A 243-nucleotide genomic window follows, 5' to 3' on the forward strand; every position below is an offset into this window, starting at 1 on the left:
GCTCGAGGCCGCGCTGCGCGATCAGCACGCGCCCGGCCTCGACGTTCGGCGGGCTGTAGTCGCGCAGCGTGATGTCGTCGGGCGCCGCGCCGTCGCGCTCGGCGGCCATTGCGATCGCGTCGAGCACGTAGCGCCCGTGGCCGGCCGCGATGTCGACGATCCGCACCGGCGAGCCGTGCCCGCGCAGGCGGCCGATCGCCGCGCCGATCAGTTCCTGCAGATGCACCTTGCGCTGGCGGATGC

Annotated in this window: 1 protein-coding gene; it reads right to left on the minus strand. The window is 74.9% G+C overall.

The features are described from left to right. Positions 1 to 243, minus strand: a 243-nt coding sequence (locus AAEY83_RS17900; RefSeq protein WP_351061375.1) for a class I SAM-dependent methyltransferase family protein, incomplete at both ends; no start/stop codon positions are given.

The sequence above is a fragment of the Psychrobacter sp. TB20-MNA-CIBAN-0197 genome (assembly GCF_040309765.1).
Lineage (GTDB): Bacteria > Pseudomonadota > Gammaproteobacteria > Pseudomonadales > Moraxellaceae > Psychrobacter > Psychrobacter submarinus.